We start from the raw sequence: 17,942 nt of genomic DNA, 5'->3' as shown, positions 1-17,942 counted from the left end.
GAATGCCCGCTACATCGAACGCTGCCCAAAAGGAAAGCGGGCGGTGTTGGGTACCGCCCGCTTTGTAAACTTAGTCGCTGAAATCAGCTCTTAGAAGTGAACTGATTTGGAGTCCAGTGGCTTCTGGAGTGGTGGGGCGAATTTGGTGAGGTTGATGCCGTCTACCGCTGCCTTGTATTCGTCCATGCTTGGTGTTCTGCCCAGAATTGCGGAAAGAACAACAACCGGAGTGGACGCCAGCAGAGATTCACCCTTCTTCTCAGCAGTATCTTCTACCACACGGCCCTGGAACAGGCGGGTAGAGGTTGCCAGAACGGTGTCACCTTTTGCAGCCTTTTCCTGGTTACCCATGCAAAGGTTACAGCCAGGACGCTCCAGGTACATGATGTTTTCGTATTCGGTACGAGCTTTTGCTTTTGGCATCAGATCGTCGAACTCGAAACCGGAGTACTTCTGCAGGATCTCCCAGTCGCCCTCTTCCTTCAACTCATCAATGATGTTGTAGGTTGGCGCAGCAACAACGAGTGGAGCCTTGAACTCGACCTTACCGCCGCTCTTCTCAAGGTTCTTGAGCATCTGAGCAACGATCTTCATGTCGCCCTTGTGAACCATACAGGAGCCAACGAAGCCCAGATCAACCTTCTTGTCGCCACCGTAGTAGGAAACAGGACGGATGGTGTCGTGGGTGTAACGCTTGGAAACGTCGTCGTTGTTCACGTCCGGGTCAGCGATCATTGGCTCATCGATCTGGTCCAGATCAACAACAACTTCAGCGAAGTACTTCGCGTTGTCATCCGGGGTCAGAGCAGATTTCTCACCAGACTTGATCTCAGCAATACGCTTGTCCGCTTTCGCGATCAGACCAGCCAGAACCTTCGCATCATTGTCCATGCCTTTGTCGATCATGATCTGGATGCGGTGCTTGGCCAGCTCAAGAGAACCGATCAGGGTTTCATCGTTGGAGATACAAATAGAGGCTTTTGCCTTCATTTCTGCAGTCCAGTCGGTGAATGTGAAGGCCTGGTCAGCCAGCAGAGTTCCGATGTGCACTTCGATGATGCGGCCCTGGAACACGTTGTCGCCGTGCTGCTTAAGCATCTGCGCCTGTGTTGCGTGCACAACATCACGGAAGTCCATGTGATCCTTCATGGTACCTTTGAAGGTCACCTTTACGGATTCTGGGATCGGCATGGTTGCTTCACCGGTTGCCAGTGCCAGAGCAACGGTACCGGAGTCTGCACCAAATGCCACGCCTTTGGACATTCGGGTATGGCTGTCGCCGCCGATGATGATGTCCCAGTCGTCCACGGTGATGTCGTTCAGCACCTTATGGATCACGTCTGTCATGGAGTGATAGACGCCCTTAGGATCGCGCGCGGTGATCAGGCCGAACTTGTTCATGAACTTCATGAGTTTAGGAATGTTGGCCTGCGCCTTCAGATCCCAAACAGAAGCAGTGTGACAGCCAGACTGGTACGCACCATCAACCGTTGGAGAGATGACGGTTGCCGCCATGGACTCCAGCTCCTGAGAGGTCATCAGACCAGTGGTGTCCTGGGAACCAACGATGTTCACCTTCACGCGAACGTCGGAACCAGCGTGCAGAGTTGCGCCCGGAGTGGTGCCAACTGCGTTGCGGTTGAAGATCTTCTCAACAGCGGTCAGGCCCTGACCTTCAACGGAGATCTCTTTGGACGGTGCGAAAGCGGACTTCAGCTCAATGCCGAGTGTTTCAGATGCAAATGTCTGCAGCTTTTTACCGAACACAACAGCGTAGGAGCCGCCTGCTTTCATGAACTCAACTTTTTGAGGTGTGAAAGCAGAAGAAATATCGACCAGCTCTTTGTCGCCGTCATACAGCTTCTTGGTCTTGCTGTTGATGGTCAGAACCTTACCAGTCTCAACAGAGTAAGCCTGCTCAAGAACCGGATCGCCATTTTCATCCAGCACTGCATTGCCGTCAGCATCCAGCTTCTTGACCCAGTTTTTCAGGTCAAGACCGATACCGCCGGTCACGCCAACAGTGGTCAGGAAGATTGGAGAAATGCCGTTGGTGCCTGCAACAACAGGTGCGATGTTCACGAAAGGAACGTATGGGCTTGCCTGCTTACCCGCCCACAGCGCAACGTTGTTTACGCCGGACATACGGGAGGAACCAACACCCATGGTGCCTTTTTCAGCAATCAGCATCACGCGAGCATCAGGGTTTGCTTTCTGCAGTTCCTGAATTTCCGCCTGTGCTTCAGGTGAAATCATGCACTTGCCGTGCAGTTCACGGTCAGAACGGGAGTGCGCCTGATTGCCTGGAGAAAGAAGGTCGGTGGAGATATCGCCTTCACCAGCGATGAAGGTAACAACCTTGATCTCTTCTTCTACTTCAGGAAGCTTGGTGAAGAACTCAGCCTTCGCGTAGCTTTCCAGAATGTCTTTCGCAACAGCGTTGCCTGCTTTAAACGCAGCAGCAAGACGATCCGTGTCAGCGTCGTACAGGAACACCTGAGTTTTCAGAACGTCTGCAGCCTGAGCAGCGATTGCAGCGTCATCACCCAGTGCCAGATCGAGCAGAACCTCAACAGAAGGACCGCCCTTCATGTGAGAAAGCAGCTCGAATGCAAATGCAGGCGTAATCTCTTCTACAACAGAGCCACCGAGAATGATCTCTTTCAAGAACGCAGCCTTCACACCAGCAGCGCTCGTGGTGCCTGGCAGCGTGTTGTAAATGAAGAACTTGAGCGACTCTGCTCTGTGTTCGTTCTTAAGATCTTTAATTTGCGCGATGATTTCACCAACAAGGGCACCATCTTCAATCGGCTTCGGGTTCAGTCCCTCACCTTTACGCGTTTCAATCTCATTCAGGTAGTCTGTGTACAAGCTCATGATTATCCTGGCGATTTAGTGTTAGATGTAGCTTGAACGCCGGGTCACAGAATCTTCTGTCAAACCGGGGCAAGTTTGTTGTATGCGGATGTATACCAAACAATACAAACTTGCAAGATTTTTCCGAGTAAAGAAAGAGAGAAGAGCTGCCAGCGCCATTTGCAAGACTACCGGTTTCGCTAGGCTTAGGAATGATTGTTTCTACGTATAGCCTCAATCCGCCAAAATCATGTCTGCGGCTTTTTCGGCTATCATGACGACTGGGGCATGGGTGTTGCCGGAGGGGAGGGTTGGCATAATGGAGGCGTCTGCTATGCGGAGGCCTTGGAGGCCGTGGACTTTCAGGTCTGAGCTAACCACCGCATTTTCGTCTGAGCCCATTTTGGCGGTGCCGACGGGGTGGAAGATGGTTGTGCCGACATCGCCTGCAGCTTCAATCAGTTCCTCATCGCTTTCATAGGCCAGACCGGGTTTGATTTCGGTGGCTTTGTAGTGCTGCATAGTTTTGGTGGCCATGAGTTTTCTGGCATGACGGATTGAATCTATGGCGACTTGTTTGTCTTCCTGTGCGCTCAGGTAGTTTGGTGCGATAACGGGGGCATCGCGGTAGTCTGCGGATTGGATGGAGACTGTTCCGCGGCTTTCCGGGCGGAGATTGCAGACTGATACTGTGATGGCCGGGAATGGATGCAGGGGATCACCGAACTTTTCGAGGCTGAGTGGCTGGACGTGGTACTCGATGTTTGGCGTTGCGTAGCGCTCTGAAGACTTGGTGAAGATGCCGAGCTGGCTTGGAGCCATGGCCATTGGACCGGAGCGCGTGAGCGCATACTCGGCCGCGATTTTGGCCTTACCCCAGAACGTGCGTTGCATCTCGTTGAGGGTTTTCGCTCCCTGTATCTTGAAGATTGTGCGCAGTTGCAAGTGGTCTTGCAGGTTTGCGCCGACACCTTGCAGCTCGTGCAGCACCTCTATGCCATGGGATTTGAGCAGGTCAGCCGGGCCGATGCCTGAAAGCTGGAGCAGTTGCGGAGAGCCAATGGCGCCCGCAGAGAGGATGACCTCTTTGCCTGCCTGAACAGTCATCGGTTTTCCTTTGACGGTCAGGTTCAACCCAGTAACACACGTTCCCTCCAGCAGCAGATTTTCTGCCTGCGCGTGGGTGACGATGGTGAGATTGCTGCGGTTTTTGACTGGAGTGAGGAAGGCACGGGCGGCGCTCCAGCGGAGGCCACTTTTCTGGTTGACCTCGAAGTAGGACGTTCCTTCATTTTTGCCGTCATTGAGATCATCCGCAGCGGGAATTCCAAGTTCTGCAGCCGCATCCTGCACTGCGTTGAGGATGTCCCAGTTGAGGCGTTGTTTTTCGACGCGCAGTTCACCGCCCTGATGGTGAAGAGCGTTGTTGCGGAAGGCGTGGTCCTCTGACTTTTTGAAATACGGCAGCACATCATCCCAGCCCCAACCGGCATTGCCGAGCTGGGCCCAGTGGTCATAATCAGCGGACTGGCCGCGCATGTAGATCATGCCATTGATGGATGAACAGCCGCCTAGGACTTTGCCACGTGGGTAGGCGAGAGATCTGCCGTTGAGGCCCTTTTCTGCGGCGGTGCTGAAGCACCAGTCCGTTCTTGGGTTGCCGATGCAATAGAGGTAGCCAACGGGTATGTGGATCCAGTGATAGAGGTCCGAGCCTCCCGCTTCCAACAGCAGTACCTTGTTGACCGGGTTGGCACTGAGGCGATTGGCCAGCACGCAACCAGCTGAACCTGCACCAATGACGATGTAATCGTAGGTTCCAAGAGACGGACGGATGGGCATCATGCCAGCTCCTCTTCTTCCAATGGCAGGCTAAAGCGCTGGCTTAACTTGCAGAACTTAGCGTAGCGACGATCCATGAGGTCGCGAAGTTCTTCTCGTGGCGTGTAATGGCGGGTTTGGCGGGTCATGGCCTCGACACCAGCCTCAAACTCATAGAACACCCCTGCCCCAACACCTGCTGCGATGGCCGCGCCCAGCGCTCCGGTTTCCTGACATTCGGAGATCGACAGAGGAATGTTGAGCGTATCGGCAAAAATCTGCGGCCAGATCTGGCTTCTGGAACCGCCTCCGGAAAGCACTGCGGTTTCAAAGCTTGCGCCAGCGGCTTTGAGTTGTTCGATATGGCGGCGATGTTCGAAGGCAACGCCTTCATAAAGCGCGTAGAGCATATCAGCGTGAGAATGCCAGCCAGCAACACCGATGAAGCTGGCGCGGGCTCTCGGTTCCGGGCCAGAGCCATAAAGAAACGGCAAGACGAATGGCAGGTCCTCAGATGGCGTCACGCTCTGGACCATCTCGTTGCACAGCGCAAACGCGTCTGCGCCTTCCAGAGCTGGGTTTACGTGTTCAATGAACTCGCGGACATACCATTCCAGATTAGCTGCGGAAGTGGCACTGGCTTCGATCTCCATAACCTTGCTTTGCCCAAAGCTAGAGGCCATGAAGACACGCGGATCGTACAACGGCTTTTCGGTGATGATCTGGTTGATGCTCCAGGTGCCTGCGACGATGGAGGCTTCCCCCTGCTTCACCACGCCAGAGCCCAACGCGCTGGCGATGACGTCGAATAGGCCAGCGACAACGGGGGTTCCTTCAGCAAGTCCGGTTGCTTTCGCGGCTTGGGCTGAGACTTTGCCAGCGCATTCTTCAGGTGCCAGCAGTTCTGGCAAGTGCTCCATGGCATCTGAAAGGCCGTAGAGGCTCATTAGCTCGGCATCATAGGCATTGGTTTGCATGTTGAGCAGGCCGCAGCCGCTCATGTCGGAGATATCGCTGACACGCTTGCCGGAGAGTTGATGGAGGATGAAGTCCTTGCAGAGAAACACCGTGCCGATTTGGGCATAGGTTTCAGGATTATGATCCTTCACCCAGCGCAGCAGGGTTGGGGTTTGAGATACCCATGGCTTTTGCAGACAAATGTTGTAGAGCAGGTCGCCTTTGCCTTCTGCTGTGTAGCGCTCCACCGTTTCAATGGCGCGGGTGTCCAGAGACTGGACGGCCAGCAGTGGCTGTTCTTGTTTATCCAGCAGGTACAAACCGTTGCCATGGCCCGCACAGCCGATACCGATGATCTCACTGGCAGAAATGCCTGCCTCGGCGATCACTTTAGAGATGACCGAGGCAGCGTTGGACCAGAGCTCTCCCAGATCTCGGAGAACATGACCGGGCGCTGGGCTAGAGGATACGCCATCCCGCCCGGCCATGGATACAATCCTGCCCGATAAATCAAACAGGACTGCCTTAATAACCGTGTTACCGGCATCAAGCCCGAGTAGATAAGAGCCCATGGTTCCCCCCAATTCCCAATTATGCAGCTTCGAAGGCTGACTGATAGATCGCCCAGGCTTCTGCTGCATCGACATCCTGATGGATCATCGCCATGAGAGCCTGAACCACGCCGCGTGGATTGTCATGCTGATAAATATTACGACCGTACACCATGCCGTGCGCCCCTTGACGCATCAAGCGGGATGATTTTTCAAAGACTTTCAGCAGGTCTTCCTTGCCTCCACCACGCACCAGAACAGGGCAGCGGGCCGCTTCCACCACGCGGTGGAAGTCATCAGGATCATCGGTTGGATCGGCTTTGACGATATCTGCGCCCATCTCACGCGCCAGACGAACCAGCGTGACGATCTTATCGGCGTTGCCGTCCACCAGATAGCCGCCGCGCTCGCTGTTTGGCTGCATGACGAGCGGTTCGATCATCAGCGGCATGCCATACTTTTCGCAGGCGTTGGTGAGGCGAGAGATGTTTTGGACGCATTGCTTAAACAGGTCCGGCTCATCCGGCAGCATGAACAGGTTCACGACCACACAGGCAGCATCCATGCGCAGGGCTGTGAGGATTGGTTCTTCCTCGTTCTGCATCAGCGCCCACATGTGGCGGTGGCGTTCTGCATTGTAAGGGTTGCCCATGTCGACGCGCATCACCAATGCTGGCTTGTTCTTGCCATCGATGGTTTGCAGCAAATCGGACTGTCCGTAGTTCATCTGGATGGCATCCGGGCCGGCATCCACCAGCGCTTTTACAACCCCGCCCATGTCTTCCAAACCATCCATGAAGGTTGGTTCGTTACAGACACCATGGTCAATGGCGACGTCCAGACATTTGCCGCCGGAGAACAGGCGGTTCATTCGCACTTTTTTGCTAAGGTACATTGGAAGTCTCCATTTCAATATGATCTTCAATGAGTTGTTTCATGCCGTGATAGGCACTGAGGTAATTTCGGGTTTCGGTGGTATGGTCTTGCCGCAAGTTCTCATCCCATCCACGCTGACTGGCGAAGATCCGGGAGATGTCTTCCAACGTGTCGGTGGTGAGCGTGCCTGAGATAGCAAGGGTGGTTCTGCGCAAGACCAGATCGAGCATGTTGGCGACATGTTCGGCATTGATGAGATGCGCGATCTCCGCATGGGTATAGGTTTCGGCATCTGCCAGCGGCTGGTCTGGCTGGTCTGCACAGGCGAAGGCAACGTCGCGGGCTTTGGTACCGTATCGCTCCAGCAAGGTTTTGAGACGCTGCTGCGAGGCGCCTGTTTCCGACATAACGGCCTGATACCAGCGCCGTCTTTGCGCTTCTGTTTGCGGGTAGGCGGCACCTCCGCCGATGCGGGCATCCAACGTGGAGTGGGTGCGCTTCATGCCGAGGTCTGCCAGCACTGCGTCTGCCACTTGCTCACCGAATGCGCGGAAGGTGGTCCATTTACCGCCGACCATGCAGCGTACCGGGGCTGAACCTCCGGCCAGTGGGCCGAGGTCTACGCAGGAGTGATCCCGGGAGATCTGGCCGTTGATAGCAGAGTTGCTGTGGGGCAGAGGGCGGACACCGGCGAAGGTGAAGCGGATTTGCTCGGGGGCTATCTTGATGTCTGGGAAGATGCCTTCCAGCGATTTGAGGATGTAGTCCTGCTCTTCCTGTGTGCAGATCATACCGGTTGGGTTTTCGACGCGGATGTCTGTGGACCCGACAAGCACAAGGCCCTGATAGGTAAAGAGGATACAGACTCGGCCTTCTTCGTTTTCGAAGTAGACCATATGATCGCCAATGGCTTTGCGCAGTTCCTCATTGTCGATCATGAGATGCGAGCCTTTGGTGCCGCCGATCAGGCGCTTCCTGAGTGACGATGCCTCATCTGTGAGGGCATCATTGGTGAAATCGATCCAGGCGCCTGTGGCGTTGATGATCGCCTTAGGCTTCACGATCGTTTGCTGGCCGCTCAGTTCATCGTTGAGGATGATCTCACCGTCGCCTCTGCCTGTTGCATGGGTATAGTTGAGGGCCAGTGTTGCTGGGTTTTCGGCAAGGGTTTGTTCAATGATTTCAAAGCCAAGGCGCTCGGGCTGGGTTACCGATGCATCGTAATAGGTTGCGCTGCAGAGGGTTTCCGGGCGGTATTGCGGGAACTTCTGTCTGGTGGCTGCCTTACCGAAGAACTGGTGGCTGGGCATGACTTTGTTCTTGCGCGTGAAAAGATCATAGAACGTCAGGCCAGCTTTGATCATCAGGGCACCACGGCGCGGTTGAGACTGGCTCAGGCGGAAAAAGCGTAGAGTGCTGCCGATGACACCGTCGAAGTAGCTGGAAATGGGGATCGATGTCGGCAAGGGCTTCACGTAGTGCGGAGCGTTGGCGAGCAACGCGTTGCGTTCCATGAGAGATTCCTGCACCAGACGGAACTCGCCATTTTCCAGATAGCGCAGGCCGCCATGAACCATGCGGGAAAGGGCTGCACTGGCGCCACTGCAATAGTCCGCCGCATCAACGAGGATGACGTTTGCACCAGCCAGCCCGAGCTCGCGAAACACGCTTATGCCATTGATGCCTGCGCCAATTACAAGCACATCTGGCGCGGTGTTTTGTTTTAAACGCCCCCAAATATCGTCCCGTTCCATATGCCGCAAATTATGGGCCATAGCCAAAGCACTCCCGTTGCCGGACCATCTCATCGACGGTCCAGCCTGACCTCACTACCCCGAGGTCGCTGTTATTCCTTGAAATCCGAGCGGGTTTTAGTTGTCGTCAAACCCGGAGAGATGACGATCAATTGCCTGAGAAATCATGGCAATTTCATCTCCTGCCAACTGCAAAGTCCCTGCATGAGCGTTCTCGGTTGCCTGCTTCACATTGCGCGCGCCGCACAGAGCGTAGGTGATGCCCGGTTGGGCGAGTGTCCATGCAATCACGGTCTGTGCGATTGAGATGTCATGGGCTTTCGCGACTGGCTCGATCTCTTTGGTGAAGTTCTGGATTTTGATACGGTTCTCAACGCTGAAGCGCGGGTTCTGGAGGCGCTGGTCGTCGCCTTCGAACACGCGGTCCGGTCCGACTTTACCTGAGAGCAAGCCGAGTGCGAGTGAGGAGTAGCTGAGTGTTGTCACGTTATGCTGTTTGCAGAGCGGCAGCAGGGTTTGCTCTATGCCTCTGTCGAGCATGGAATAGCATTCCTGTATGGCATCCAGCTGCCCAGCGGCAACGTATTCCTGCAAATCCTCAGGCGATGCATTGGAAATGCCGATTGCACGGATCTTGCCTTGCTGTTTGAGGGTGAGCAGAGCGTCCATTGTCTCGGCAATTGGCGTTGTGCTGTCCTGCCAGTGGGTGATGAACAGGTCGATATAGTCTGTCTGTAAACGGCGCAGGCTTTGCTCTGCTTCGTAGATGATGGAGTCCTTGCCCAGATAGCGGTAAACAGGTTTGCCTTCCTCATCAAAGAAATGAGTGCCTTTGTCTGTATGCCAGACGAGGCCGCATTTGGTTGCCAGCACCACTTCATCCCGGCGGCCCTTGATAGCCTCACCGACGAGCTTTTCGGAGCGACCCAGGCCGTAAGCCGGCGCGGTATCGATCAGGCTGACGCCTGCATCCAGTGAGGCGCGCACTGCCTCAATGGAGGCTTTGTCATCACCACCTCCCCACATCCAGCCGCCCATGGCCCAGGTGCCAAGGCCGATGACAGAGGCATCGATGCCGGACTTGCCCATCGGGCGCAGTTCCATTTTGCTCTTTGTTGCTAAAGTGGTCATTTCTCGGCCTCGTTCATTGTCTGCAAAACTGTGCGACAGGTATTTTCGTCTGTCACCAGAGCGTTGATGTAGTCGCCTTTCAGGATTGTGCGGATCGGCAGCACCTTTTGCTTTCCTGCTGCAACGCCAATGGTGAAAGGTATTTTTCTGAGTTCATCCAGTGTCAGGCTCACCAGCTGGTCATTGAGGGCATAGCCACAGGCCTGACCGCCTTCTTCAATAAGGTGAGCGAGTAACTCGCCAGTGGCACCGCTTTGCAAAATGGCTTTGCGATCTGCCTGACTGGTCGGGTGCAGGCTGTAGTAGCTGGAGTCTTTGGTCAGAATTGAGCCAATGCCAACGACTGCGATTGTTGCTCTACGCGCCATTTCCAGAACGAACTCATTTTGACGCATTTCCTTAAGCATATCGCGCTGCAGCGTGCTTTCGGCGAAGATCGGCGCGTGCAGCTGGTAGCTACGCCCGCCCAGCGCTTCGGCCATTTGGGCGGTGACGTGGTTTACATCGATAAAGTGGTTGCCCTGCAAGCAGCCGGTGGCTGGAACCACGACCACATTGTAGGTTTTCTCGGGTTTCAGCGCAGCGACAAAGGCGGACATGCTCTTGCCGCCGGAGACCGTGACTATGTCGCCGTCCTTGAGTTTTGAAAGGAACAACTTGGCAGCAGCTTCGGCAACGGATGCAAGGTTGACGTCGTCCTGCTCTGAGATTGTTGCCGCGACAACGGCGCTGTCCAACCCACCAAGGCCCGCGATTTCGTGCTCCAGATCGAACAGGGAGCGGAAGGGGGAGCGGATTTGGATATCCACCATGCCCATTGTGCGGCCCTGTTTGATCATGCGGTTGACCTTTGGATGTGAGACGCCAATCAACTTGGCAATCTCGGCCTGGCTCTTGCCTTCGATGAAGTGCATGACGAGGACTTTGTAGATTTGCCGTGTGGCGTCCAGTTCGCTCTGATCTATCTTTGTCAGCATAGCTACCTCACGCGCGCTTCTTGTGAAGGATATGATCAAGCGCGACTGCCACCAGCAGAATGCAGCCACGGATCAAGTCCTGCCAATAGACAGATACGTCCAGCAAGATGAGGGAGCTTGAGACCACAGAGAGCAGAACCACGCCAAGGATTGCACCGAGGATGGTGCCTGAGCCACCATTGAGGCTGGCACCACCGATAACGGCTGCTGCGATGATGTTGAGCTCCATGCCGACGCCGAAGTTTGGTGTCGCAGCTCCAAAGCGAGCCATGTAGATGACACCGGCAACGCCTGCGAGAGTGGCACACAGGACGGTGACCCAGAACTTCACCTTGTCCGTACGGATGCCGGAGTAAGCGGCAGCTTTCTCATTGGAGCCGGTGTAGAACACCTTGCGGAACAGGGTTGCCTTGCGGAGCAGGATGTCGAAGGCGAGCACGATGGCGAAGAAGATGAGGATCACCACCGGGATACCTGAAACCGTGCCCTGCCCGAGGAACTTGAACTCTGCCGGGAGCGTGTAGAGTGACAGCGGGGTGCCCTGAGTGATGACCAGACAGATACCGCGCACAATCACCATGAAGGCCAGCGAAGCTATGAAGTGGTGAAGGCCTATCTTGGTAACACACAGGCCCATGAGCATGCCGATGCCTGCACAGAGGACAACGGCAACACCGCTTGCCAGCCATGGGTCCATCCCCATCAGAAACAGCTTGCCGCCAACAACCATTGCAAAGCAGACGACCGAACCGACAGAAAGGTCGATGCCTCCTACGATGAGCAGGATTGTCATACCGACAACCACAATGCCTTCTACGGAGAAGGAGAGCAGCATGGCTTTGATGTTGGCCCAGGTGAGAAAGTAGGGCGAGGCGAAGCTCATCACGATGCAAAGAGTGATGATGATGGCGAGAAGACCTGCTTCACGCATGTTCTTGAAGTGTCCGAGCCGGAGCGCTGGGCTTTTGAGTACCTGCTGCTCACCTGCTGTTGTTGCTGTCTCTGTCATACTTAAATCTTTCAATTAACTGACGAATGGGGATCAGGCGGCGTTTTTGCTGGCGTGAAGGCCAGACGCCAGTTCCATGATGCGTTCTTCGGTCATTTCATCTGGCCCAACTTCACCGCTGAGCTCGCCTTCGCAGATCACGAGAATGCGGTCACACAGGCCAATCAGCTCGGGGAGTTCTGAGGAAACAACCACAAGGCCGATGCCTTCCTCTGCCAGCCTGCGGAGCAGGGCGTGGATCTCTACTTTTGCGCCCACATCAATGCCTCGTGTGGGTTCATCCATGAGGATGATTTTCGGGTTTACCGAGAGCATCTTGGCAATGGCCACTTTCTGCTGGTTTCCGCCACTGAGGGAGGAAACCGGCAGGTCCAATCCGCCATGTTTGAGATTGAGGCGTTCGCCCAGTGTCTTCGCCTGCTCCAGCTCTGCCTTGCGGTCCAAAACGCCTGTTGCAGTTGAGACCTGATCTACGTCCAGAGCCGAAACGTTCTGTGCGATCGAAAGATCGAGGAAGACCCCCTCTCCTTTGCGGTCTTCGGAGAGGTAGACGATGCCTTTTTTGATACTCTCCTGATAGGAGTTGATGCGGAAGGTTTCACCACCCAGTTCCACTACACCAGAGTCGTGATGATAGAGGCCGCAGATGCCCTGCAGGATTTCGCTTCTGCCAGAGCCGATCAGGCCGCCGATGCCGAGGATTTCGCCGGGGCGCAGGTCAAAACTGATGTTTCGGAAGCGTTCCGGGTCCGTCAGGTCTTTCACCCTTAGCAAAGGCGTTGCGGTAATATCGATATCTTCGGCCTTGGGTGGGTAGAGATCGCCCAGATCACGACCGACCAGTTTGCCGATCAAGTCATCCGGGGCGATATCAGCCACATTATCGGTGCAGATGTACTTGCCATCACGCAGGACGGTGACACGATCACATTGCTCGAAGATTTCCGCCATGCGGTGGCTGATGTAGATGATGCTGATGCCATCTTCTTTCAGCTTCTGCATGATTTTGAAGAGGGCGACGGCTTCTGTTTCCGTCAGTGCTGCAGTCGGCTCGTCGAGAATGAGGATTTCGCAGTCCAGGGTCAGTGCCTTGGCAATCTCGACGATCTGTTGGTTGGAGATAGAGATCTTCTCCACGTTTACAGCTGGATCAATCGGAGACAGGCGCGCGAGGATTTCGGCGGCTTTCTTCTTCAAACCAGCATAATCCATAAAGAGCGAGCGGCGGGCGTTTGTGGCTGCCATGAAGATGTTTTCGGCAACGGACACATCCGGGCACAGCGCAATTTCCTGATGAACCAGCCCAATGCCGCGCTTTTGCGCATCAGCGGGGCCGTCAATGGTGACTTTCTTGCCGCGCAGGATGATCTCGCCGTTGCTGGGCTGCAGGATGCCATCAATGATGTTCATCATGGTGGACTTGCCTGCTCCGTTTTCACCTGCAAGAGCGTGGATTTCGCCCTTACGCAGTTCAAACGAGACGCCTTGCAACGCTTTGACCGCTCCGAATGATTTGCTGATGTTGCGCAGTTCCAGAATTGGCTGCTCGCTCATATTCCCCTCCCCGATCCAGCTCTGTTGTTGAACTGGTGTGAAGCCTCACACTCCGGTATCGCAATGAGCGTGAGGCTTCCTTTCAGGCTTACTCGTTGATGCCTTTGGTGCCGCGACGCTTCAGGTACTTGTCCCAGTAGAAGTCATCGGCATTGGCGGCTGTCACAATAGAGAAGCCGTTGTCGAGGTAAGGCACACCCATTGGGTTGAAGCCTGCGGACTTGTAGTCGTTCATCGGATCGATGAGGTCGCTATGGTTTGCGAGCCACAGCATCATGAAGCCCATGTAGCCCTGAACGCCCTGGTTCGGGTTCACTGCACCGAACACTTCGCCTGCTTTGATGAGGTCCAGCATCTTCGCGTTCACATCAGCATGCATGATCTTGATCTTGCCGCCGAGCTCTTTGGCTGCCTGAGCCGCACCCAAAGCAGAGTTTGCTTCTGGCATGAAGATCGCTCCAAGATCAGGGTGAGCCTGCGCCATGGACTGCACGGCGTTGTAAGCTTTGGTTGGGTCCTGATTGGAAGCTGCGCGAGAGGCGAGCTTCATGTCAGGCCACTTTTCATCCATACGAGCGATAAAGCTCTTTACGCGGATGTCGTGGTTGTCCTGGCCTGGGTTTTCCAAAACAGCGTATTTGCCTTTGCCACCCATTGCCTCAGCAACTGCATCAGCGGCGTACTTGCCTTCGCTGACGTTGTTTGAGGTGATGTAGGAAACACGCTTGGAGTTTGGAGAGTCCGCAGCAAACGTCACAACCGGAATTCCCATTTCCGTTGCGCGGTTGATTGGCTCGATGAACGGGTCAGAGTTCATTGGGTGCAGCAAAATGCCTGCTGGCTGCTTTGCCAGAGCCTGCTCAAAGCTGGCGAGCTGTTTGTTGACGTCATATTCCGGTGTGCCGGTGTAGACGGTTTTACAGCCCATCTGCTGTGCCGCTTGCTTGAACATTTCATAGACCGGGAACCAGTACTCAACACCGGAAACCATCACGTTCATTACGTAGGTTTCGCCTTCTTCACACTGGAATGGATTGTCCTGTCCTGCGGTTGCTGGTGCTGTTGCCCCAAGAACAGCAGCCAGACCAAGTCCGGCAATAAACTTTTTCATATTCCCCTCCCAAAAGGTAGAAAGCTAAATGCATAGCCATCTAAATGATTAGTATTCCGCACCAGACCAGAATAATCAGGACCAGTTCCTCCAGCGGAACGCGAACAAAAATCAGTTCGTGAAGAAAAAATGGCGAAGACAATAAAGAGGGTCAACATATTTCCAGCAGTGAAATATATTTCTTATCTAATCGTCGATAATTTATTAGAGGAATACTGCTCATCTATTATTAGAGACAACTATGCATGGAGAACGATTTTATCTTGATGCGTAGCGCGCGTTACTTATTGAAATGAATAAGGAATTTTATCTGTAGTATCACGTAGAGCTCGGAGATAAAGAGCGTCGCACAGATGCACAATTTTGAGGTGAGGTTTGTGCCTCTGCACCTCTGGCTGAGGAGGTGCAGAGAGTCTAACTGAAAGCCAATCCAGAGCTGATCAGCCTTTGAGTGGTTAGGCGGGTTCGGTGATTTTTTGTTTTGTGTAGTCGGACAGGCGATTCACGAAGGTGCCTAGATCGCGCTGGAGATTGTCGAAGTTCGGGTATTTTTCAAGCGTCACTTCGCTCATGTAGAGGCCGCGGCTGACTTCGATCTGGAGGGAGTGCCAGCCTTGTTGTGGGCGGCCTGTGTGGATGACCAGTTCAGCGCCTTTGTAGGGTTCGTTGATCTTCACTTCATATCCAAGATCGACCAGAATATCCTTCGCCGTGTTGATGTACTCCGGATCGCAGGTTGCGCCTTCCCGGTCGCTTAAGGTGATGTCAGGACGTTTTTCGCCAGCGCCCGTTTCGTGCATCACTGTCGAGACTGCCTGCATGCTGTGGCAGTCCAGATGATAGGCTACGCCGAAGCGGGTGTGGGCTTGTTCCATGAGGTGTGTGAGGGCGTCGTAGTAGGGCGTGTAATAGGCATCTATGCGGTTTTCGATCTCTGCTGCCGTCAGCTCTCGGTCGTAAAGAGGGCCACTGTTGGGCGGGGCTTCTGTCCAGATGAGGCCTTTGCCCAGATCGCTGCGGAAGTCCGGCTTTGCTTCTCTTGTCCAGCCTTTGATGATGGCTGGATCGATGTTGTCCGCACGACGGTTGGGGTCGATGTAGATGCGTGGAAACAGAGCCTCGAGGTAAACACCGCCGGTTTCAGCGGCTTTTTCGAAGAGTTCGTGGACGTATCTGTCTTCTGCGCATTTGTAGCGGCTGGCTGGGACGCATGGGCGGAAGTCGGCTGGATAGATCTCTCCGGAATGAGGAGAGTCCACCACCAGAGGGCTTGTCAGCTCCGTTGGGCGATGGATTTTCAGCACATTTTCAATGGATTGGGGCAATGTATCTCTCTCAAATAGCTTGGGGGTGCGCGTCAGCCGTCGTTCAGGTGACAGGCAGAGACATGGCCGGGAGCAATTTCCCTCAGGGCTGGTTGGCTCTCACCGCAGCGTTTGGTGGCAAATGGGCAGCGCGGATGGAAATGACATCCGCTTGGTGGTGCCAGGGGTGATGGGATCTCGCCTTTGTTTGGTTCATACACCTGCTTGCGGGCATCAATACGTGGGACTTCACGCAGCAAAGCCTGCGTGTATGGATGGTTGGGTTTGGCGAAGAGTTCATCTGTTTTTGCAATCTCAACCACACGGCCCAGATACATGATCACCACGCGATCCGAGAGGTGTTCCACCACACCAAGATCATGACTGATGAACAGGTAGGTGAGGCCGAGCTCCGCGCGCAAGTCCATGAAAAGATTAATGACCTGCGCCTGAATGGACACATCGAGCGCAGCGATGGACTCGTCACACACGAGGAACTCAGGGTTAACCGCCAAAGCACGGGCAATGCCGATACGTTGACGCTGTCCGCCGGAGAACTGGTGCGAATAGCGGGTTTTGAAATCCGGATCGAGCCCCACACGGAGGAGCATCTGGTCTACGTAATCGGACAGCTCAGCTTTTGAGACAAGGCCATGGACGCGAGGCGCTTCGCCGATGATGTCACTCACCCGTTTGCGTGGGTTGAGGGAGGACATGGGGTCCTGGAAGATCATCTGCACCTTGAGCTGGGCGTTTTTGGCATCGGCTCCAGAAAGTTGTTTGACGTTGTCTCCGTGGAAATGAACAGTGCCATCACTGGCTTCATGAATGCCTGCCACGACACGGCCCAGAGTGGACTTTCCGCAGCCGCTTTCGCCAACAAGGCCAACCACTTCGCCCGGTGCAATGCTGAGCGAGACATCATCCACCGCATGAACCACTTGCTCCTTGAGGTTGGAGCCGAAGAAGCGGAGTGTTTTTTCGGCAAGGTCCAGCTTTTTGGTGAAGCGTTTGGAGACGCCCTGCAACTCGATGACTGGTGTTTCCAGAAGCGTCATGCCATTTCCTCCTGCTTTACAGGATGGAAGCAACGCACGTGCCTTTCCTCTCCCAATTGCGTGATCTCCGGTGCTGCGACCAGACAATCACTCTGCTTTGCCGGACAGCGACTGGCGAAGGCGCAGCCTGCGGGTAGGTTGAGCAATGACGGTGTCATGCCGGGGATTTGATAAAGCTTCGCTCCGCGTTTATTGCGGCTCGGAACGGACTCAATCAGGCCCTTGGTGTAAGGGTGCAGCGGGGCATCCAGCACTTCATCGATGCTGCCCTGCTCTACAATCCGCCCAGCGTACATAACTGCGATCCTGTCCGCCAAACCGCTGATAACAGCCAGATCATGCGTGACCCAGATGAGGGACATGCCGGTTTCGGAACACAGCTTGCGGACCTCATAGAGGATTTGCGCCTGAATGGTGACATCGAGCGCGGTTGTTGGTTCATCAGCGATGATCAGGTCCGGCTCGTGCAGCAGTGCAATGGCGATGGCAACGCGCTGGCGCATGCCGCCGGAGAACTGGTGCGGGTAGGCGGTGAGACGTTCATCAGGTGAGGCGATGCCGACGCGGAGGAGCGCTTCGCGGCAGCGTTCTCTGGCTGCTTGTTTGGAGATGTCCTCATGGGCCTGAATGGCCTCAATCATCTGCGTGTCGATGCGCAGGACTGGGTTGAGGGTCATCATGGGGTCTTGAAAGATCATTGCGATCTTCTTGCCCCGCAGCTCGCGCCACTGTTTTTCGTCTTTTCTGGCCAGATCATCTCCGTTGAGGAGGATCGAGCCGCCGACCACCCTGCCCGGTTCATCCACCAGACCAATCAACGAGAACCCGGTGACGGTTTTACCGGAGCCACTTTCGCCGACGAGGCCAAGGATCTCGCCGGAATTGACGGAAAAACTGACATCATCAACGGCTTTGACCACACCTGCTTTGGTGAAGAAGTGGGTTTTGAGGTTTTTGACTGTGAGTGTGTTTGGCGTGTTCAT

13 protein-coding genes are annotated in these 17,942 nt (G+C 54.8%); all 13 read right to left on the bottom strand.

Annotated features, from left to right (window positions below; translation table 11 throughout):
* Positions 1 to 90: 90 nt before the first annotated feature.
* Entirely contained in the window at positions 91 to 2,877 is a 2,787-nt protein-coding gene (locus tag PSE_RS02190; RefSeq protein WP_014283379.1) for a bifunctional aconitate hydratase 2/2-methylisocitrate dehydratase, read from the bottom strand.
* Between the two features lie 213 nt (positions 2,878 to 3,090).
* Positions 3,091 to 4,701: a GMC family oxidoreductase gene (locus tag PSE_RS02185; RefSeq protein ID WP_014283378.1), complete on the bottom strand. Its 1,611-nt coding sequence runs from the start codon at positions 4,699 to 4,701 to the stop codon at positions 3,091 to 3,093.
* A complete protein-coding gene (locus PSE_RS02180) occupies positions 4,698 to 6,206 on the bottom strand; it encodes an FGGY-family carbohydrate kinase (RefSeq protein WP_083841536.1) in 1,509 nt (502 codons plus the stop codon). The genes PSE_RS02185 and PSE_RS02180 overlap by 4 nt, the downstream gene beginning before the upstream one ends.
* A 19-nt stretch (positions 6,207 to 6,225) precedes the next feature.
* Positions 6,226 to 7,080, bottom strand: coding sequence for a class I fructose-bisphosphate aldolase (locus PSE_RS02175; protein WP_086003605.1), 855 nt, complete (start codon positions 7,078 to 7,080; stop codon positions 6,226 to 6,228).
* Positions 7,070 to 8,836: a glycerol-3-phosphate dehydrogenase/oxidase gene (locus PSE_RS02170; RefSeq protein ID WP_051125863.1), complete on the bottom strand. Its 1,767-nt coding sequence runs from the start codon at positions 8,834 to 8,836 to the stop codon at positions 7,070 to 7,072. Before PSE_RS02170 ends, PSE_RS02175 begins: the two co-directional genes overlap by 11 nt.
* Before the next feature lie 96 nt (positions 8,837 to 8,932).
* Positions 8,933 to 9,946 (bottom strand): aldo/keto reductase, encoded by a 1,014-nt coding sequence (locus tag PSE_RS02165; protein ID WP_014283374.1) that lies wholly within the window; start codon positions 9,944 to 9,946, stop codon positions 8,933 to 8,935.
* On the bottom strand, positions 9,943 to 10,923 hold the full coding sequence (locus tag PSE_RS02160) for a sugar-binding transcriptional regulator (protein WP_014283373.1): 981 nt from the start codon (positions 10,921 to 10,923) through the stop codon (positions 9,943 to 9,945). The genes PSE_RS02165 and PSE_RS02160 overlap by 4 nt, the downstream gene beginning before the upstream one ends.
* A gap of 7 nt (positions 10,924 to 10,930) precedes the next feature.
* The gene (locus PSE_RS02155; protein WP_014283372.1) at positions 10,931 to 11,932 is read right to left on the bottom strand and encodes an ABC transporter permease; all 1,002 of its coding nucleotides are present in this window, start codon (positions 11,930 to 11,932) and stop codon (positions 10,931 to 10,933) included.
* Positions 11,933 to 11,965: 33 nt separating this feature from the next.
* Complete coding sequence (locus tag PSE_RS02150) at positions 11,966 to 13,486, bottom strand: sugar ABC transporter ATP-binding protein (protein ID WP_014283371.1); 1,521 nt, start codon at positions 13,484 to 13,486, stop codon at positions 11,966 to 11,968.
* Positions 13,487 to 13,574: 88 nt separating this feature from the next.
* A complete protein-coding gene (locus tag PSE_RS02145) occupies positions 13,575 to 14,597 on the bottom strand; it encodes a substrate-binding domain-containing protein (RefSeq protein WP_014283370.1) in 1,023 nt (340 codons plus the stop codon).
* Positions 14,598 to 15,052: 455 nt separating this feature from the next.
* Positions 15,053 to 15,922: an N-formylglutamate amidohydrolase gene (locus PSE_RS02140; protein WP_208998068.1), complete on the bottom strand. Its 870-nt coding sequence runs from the start codon at positions 15,920 to 15,922 to the stop codon at positions 15,053 to 15,055.
* Between the two features lie 32 nt (positions 15,923 to 15,954).
* Entirely contained in the window at positions 15,955 to 16,959 is a 1,005-nt protein-coding gene (locus PSE_RS02135; RefSeq protein WP_014283368.1) for an ABC transporter ATP-binding protein, read from the bottom strand.
* The gene (locus PSE_RS02130; RefSeq protein WP_014283367.1) at positions 16,956 to 17,942 is read right to left on the bottom strand and encodes an ABC transporter ATP-binding protein; all 987 of its coding nucleotides are present in this window, start codon (positions 17,940 to 17,942) and stop codon (positions 16,956 to 16,958) included. The genes PSE_RS02135 and PSE_RS02130 overlap by 4 nt, the downstream gene beginning before the upstream one ends.

It is taken from the genome of Pseudovibrio sp. FO-BEG1, assembly GCF_000236645.1.
Classification (GTDB): Bacteria; Pseudomonadota; Alphaproteobacteria; order Rhizobiales; family Stappiaceae; genus Pseudovibrio.
This window is presented reverse-complemented; position numbering and strand designations above follow the sequence as displayed.

Coding starts and splice junctions, on each gene's coding strand:
- PSE_RS02190 (WP_014283379.1), bottom strand. CDS start 2,877: ATGAGCTTGTACACAGACTACCTGAATGAGATTGAAACGCGTAAAGGT.
- PSE_RS02185 (WP_014283378.1), bottom strand. CDS start 4,701: ATGATGCCCATCCGTCCGTCTCTTGGAACCTACGATTACATCGTCATT.
- PSE_RS02180 (WP_083841536.1), bottom strand. CDS start 6,206: ATGGGCTCTTATCTACTCGGGCTTGATGCCGGTAACACGGTTATTAAG.
- PSE_RS02175 (WP_086003605.1), bottom strand. CDS start 7,080: ATGTACCTTAGCAAAAAAGTGCGAATGAACCGCCTGTTCTCCGGCGGC.
- PSE_RS02170 (WP_051125863.1), bottom strand. CDS start 8,836: ATGGCCCATAATTTGCGGCATATGGAACGGGACGATATTTGGGGGCGT.
- PSE_RS02165 (WP_014283374.1), bottom strand. CDS start 9,946: ATGACCACTTTAGCAACAAAGAGCAAAATGGAACTGCGCCCGATGGGC.
- PSE_RS02160 (WP_014283373.1), bottom strand. CDS start 10,923: ATGCTGACAAAGATAGATCAGAGCGAACTGGACGCCACACGGCAAATC.
- PSE_RS02155 (WP_014283372.1), bottom strand. CDS start 11,932: ATGACAGAGACAGCAACAACAGCAGGTGAGCAGCAGGTACTCAAAAGC.
- PSE_RS02150 (WP_014283371.1), bottom strand. CDS start 13,486: ATGAGCGAGCAGCCAATTCTGGAACTGCGCAACATCAGCAAATCATTC.
- PSE_RS02145 (WP_014283370.1), bottom strand. CDS start 14,597: ATGAAAAAGTTTATTGCCGGACTTGGTCTGGCTGCTGTTCTTGGGGCA.
- PSE_RS02135 (WP_014283368.1), bottom strand. CDS start 16,959: ATGACGCTTCTGGAAACACCAGTCATCGAGTTGCAGGGCGTCTCCAAA.
- PSE_RS02130 (WP_014283367.1), bottom strand. CDS start 17,942: ATGAACACGCCAAACACACTCACAGTCAAAAACCTCAAAACCCACTTC.